Below are 3,275 nucleotides of genomic sequence, written 5' to 3' on the forward strand. Positions count from 1 at the left end.
CTTGCCGACCTCCAGCGAGCCGATCGTGTCGCCGAACGCCGTGGTCTTCGCCCCGCCCGAGGTCGCCATGCGGAACACCTGCGCCGCGGTCGGGACGCTGTCGTCCATGCCCGGCACGCGATGCGCGCGCAGGACCATCCGCATCTCCTGCAACATGTCGCGATCGTCGTTGATGCCGGCTTCGTCGATGCCGATCGCGGTGTTGACGCCCTTCGCCTCCAGCACGTTCAGCGCCGCGACGCCGGAGCGCAGGCGGAAATTGGACGAGCAGTTATGGCAGACGCAGGTGCCGGTCTCCGCCAGCCGATCGATGTCCGTTTCGCTCAGCCAGACGCCGTGACCAAGCGTCATGCGGGGACCCAGGAGGTCGAAGCGGTCGATGTATTCGACGGCGGTGCAGCCGCCCCGGCGGCGGGCGTATTCCTTCTGGTACGCCGTCTCCAGCAGATGCATGTGCAGCGGGACGTCATATTTCCGCGACAGGTCGGACAGGCGGCCCAGCATGGCGTCGGAACACCAGTGGAGGTTGGCCGGCGCCAACTGGACCTTGCCGCGCCGGCTGGCCTGGTGGCTGCCGTACAGGGTCTCGAACAGCGCGATGTAGTCATCGTCCGACATGTCGATCCGGCCGTACCACCGCTCCATCGCCGGCCGCAGCGCCGCCGGCAGGCTGGCCGTGAAGTCCTCGTCGCGCTGGTAGACCAGGCGGTTCTGGTTGCGGACGGCAAACGAGTAGGAGACCCGCATGCCGATGTCGCCGTAGGCCTTGATCACCTCGTTGGCACCGGCCTCCACCTGCTTCAGCCCGCCGGGGATCCAGCCATGGATGTGCTGCACGGTGGTGATGCCGGACGCGATCATCTCGAACGCGGAATACAGCGTGTCCAGGTAGAGGTTCAGGTTCCGCGACACCATGCGCGTGACGAACCACAGTTCCAGCGGCATGTCGGGTGAGCCAAGCTGCACCGGCGTCAGGCCGACATGGTGGTGGCCGTTGACGAAGCCGGGCAGCAGGATCTCGTCGTCGCGGCCGATCACCGGCACGTTCGGATACTGCTTCGACAGATCGGCGAAATCGCCGACCGCCTTGACGATGCCGTCTTCCTGCAGCACCGCCCCGTTGGGGATTTCGTTCCAGGTGTGACGGTCGATCGCATGGGTGATCAGCGACCGGCTGCGGATCAGGGTTGCGGCCATGGTCTGTTTCCTCGTTTCGGTCAGGCTATCACGACTTCCTGTTCGGCGAAGGCGCGATCCACTTCGTCCTGCAGCTGCGCGGTCAGGTGACGCCGCAACGCCTCGGCCGCCGGCGAGAACGGATCGCGCGGCCGCGGCAGGTCGACCGGCACGATCGTCTTGATGCGGCCCGGACGCGCGGTGAACACCACGACACGGTCGGCCAGGGCAACGGCCTCGTCGATGTGATGCGTGACGAACAGCACCGACGCGCCCGATGCCTCCCACACGTCCAGCAGGAAACTCTGCATCCGCGCGCGCGTCTGCACATCCAGCGCGGCGAACGGCTCATCCATCAGCAGCACCCGCGGCTTCATCGCCAAGGCCCGCGCAACGGCGACGCGCTGGCGCATGCCGCCCGACAGTTCGTGCGGGCGCTTGTCGATCGCCTCCCACAGCCCGACGCGCTGCAAGGCGTCGCGTACGATGCGTGCGCGTTCCTCGGCCGCCATGCCGGCGATCGACAGGCCGAACGCGACGTTCTGCCCGACGGTCAGCCAGGGGAACAGCGACGCCTCCTGGAAGATCAGGCTGCGCTGCGGGGACGGCGTTTCGACCCGGTCGCCGAACGACCACAGCTCGCCGGAGGTCGCGTCCTCCAGCCCCGCGATCAGGTACAGCAGCGTCGACTTGCCGCAGCCGGACGGCCCCAGCAGCACCACGAATTCCCGCGGCGCGATATCCAGGTCGATCGCGCGCAGCGCCTCATGCGCCCGCGGCGTGCCGGGCGCCCAGGTCTTGCCCACATTGCGGCAGACGACGGCGTCGCGGGAGGAGAACGGGGCGACCGGATCAGAGGCCACGCAGCACCTCCGCGCCCTGCGGCACCCAGTAGAGCAGTTTCCGTTGCAACAACCGCATGCCGAGGTCGAACAGGTAGCCCAGGATGCCGATCAGGAAGATGGTGAAGAACACCAAAGACGGGTTGAACGTGTTGCGCGCCAGCATGATGACCTGCCCCAGGCCGTAGCCTACGCCGGTGGCTTCCGCGACCAGCACGACCATCCAGGCAGCGAACAGGTTGAAGCGCAGCACGACGAAAAGCTGCGGCAGGATCGCGGGGATGATGACTCGCGCATAGGTCTGCCGCTTGCTGGCGCCCATGGTGCGGGCGACGTTGATCAGGTTGCGGTTGACGCTGTCGATCTGGTGGATGGTCGCCAGCACCATGTGGAACAGCAGCGCGATCACCACCATGAAGATCGCCGGACCGTTGCCGATGCCGAACAGGAAGATCGCTACCGGCAGCCAGGCGATCGGCGAGACCGGCGCCAGCAGCGTGACCGTCGGCAGCGTCAGCTTGCCGAACACGCGGAAATACCGGATGCCGATTCCGATAGAGATCGCCAGGACCGAGGCGACCACCAGCCCGGCGAATACCCGGCCCGTGGTCGAAAGGATCGTGTACAGCACCGCCATGGCCGGGCTGGGGACGTCGGCCTGCGCCGACCCGATCTGCCAGCGGCTGACGGTGTTGAAGAACTTGGCCTGGTCGGCGATGCTGCCGATGAAGATATGCGGCGGCGGCAACAGCTTGGGGTCCGCCCAGCCGATCGCCCACAGCACTTCCCAGATGCCCGCGAACAGGCCGATGGAGGCCGCGCCCCACAGGATCATCGGCAACGCCCGGCCCAGCGGGGCCAGCCAGGAAAGGCGTGGCAGCGCCGCCGGCGGTGCGGCCACGGATCGCGTGGCGCTCATGCGGTCTTGTATTTCAGTTCCGACCAGAGGTCCTTGTTCTCGGCGATCGTCGCCTCCAGCAGCGTCCAGTCGATCGCGTCGCGGCCCGGCTTGCTGTTGATGTAGCCCATTTCCTTGATCGATTCGACGCGATCGAGGATGAACTGCGTCTGGCTGCGCGCGTCGACCACGGACCGCTGCTTGTTCATCGCGATCTTCGCGTTCTCCATCGAGGTCTTGTAGTACGGACCGACCAGGATCTTCAGCGCATCGTCCGGCTGGGTCTCCGCCATGTGCTGGGCCTTCATCATGCCCTTCAGCAGCGCCTTGATGCCGGCGGGGTTCCGCTTGATCAGGTC

Annotated in this window: 4 protein-coding genes; all 4 read right to left on the minus strand. The window is 66.7% G+C overall.

Annotated features, from left to right (window positions below; genetic code table 11):
• The coding region (locus VHB27_RS00770; RefSeq protein ID WP_325596686.1) for an amidohydrolase family protein at positions 1–1,197 on the minus strand (1,197 nt) is incomplete at its 3' end.
• Between the two features lie 20 nt (positions 1,198–1,217).
• Positions 1,218–2,039 carry an ABC transporter ATP-binding protein gene (locus VHB27_RS00775; protein ID WP_325596688.1) on the minus strand — a complete coding sequence of 274 codons (822 nt, stop codon included), beginning with the start codon at positions 2,037–2,039 and terminating at the stop codon, positions 1,218–1,220.
• Positions 2,029–2,937 carry an ABC transporter permease gene (locus VHB27_RS00780; protein ID WP_325596690.1) on the minus strand — a complete coding sequence of 303 codons (909 nt, stop codon included), beginning with the start codon at positions 2,935–2,937 and terminating at the stop codon, positions 2,029–2,031. Before VHB27_RS00780 ends, VHB27_RS00775 begins: the two co-directional genes overlap by 11 nt.
• Positions 2,934–3,275: hypothetical protein (locus VHB27_RS00785; RefSeq protein ID WP_325596692.1), on the minus strand; the 342-nt coding region annotated here is incomplete at its 5' end. The genes VHB27_RS00780 and VHB27_RS00785, both read right to left, overlap by 4 nt.

The organism is Rhodopila sp. (genome assembly GCF_035548235.1).
GTDB lineage: Bacteria > Pseudomonadota > Alphaproteobacteria > Acetobacterales > Acetobacteraceae > Rhodopila.

What these genes read in the sequence shown, in the direction of transcription:
- VHB27_RS00780 (WP_325596690.1), bottom strand. Translation starts at nt 2,937, where the DNA reads ATGAGCGCCACGCGATCCGTGGCCGCACCGCCGGCGGCGCTGCCACGC.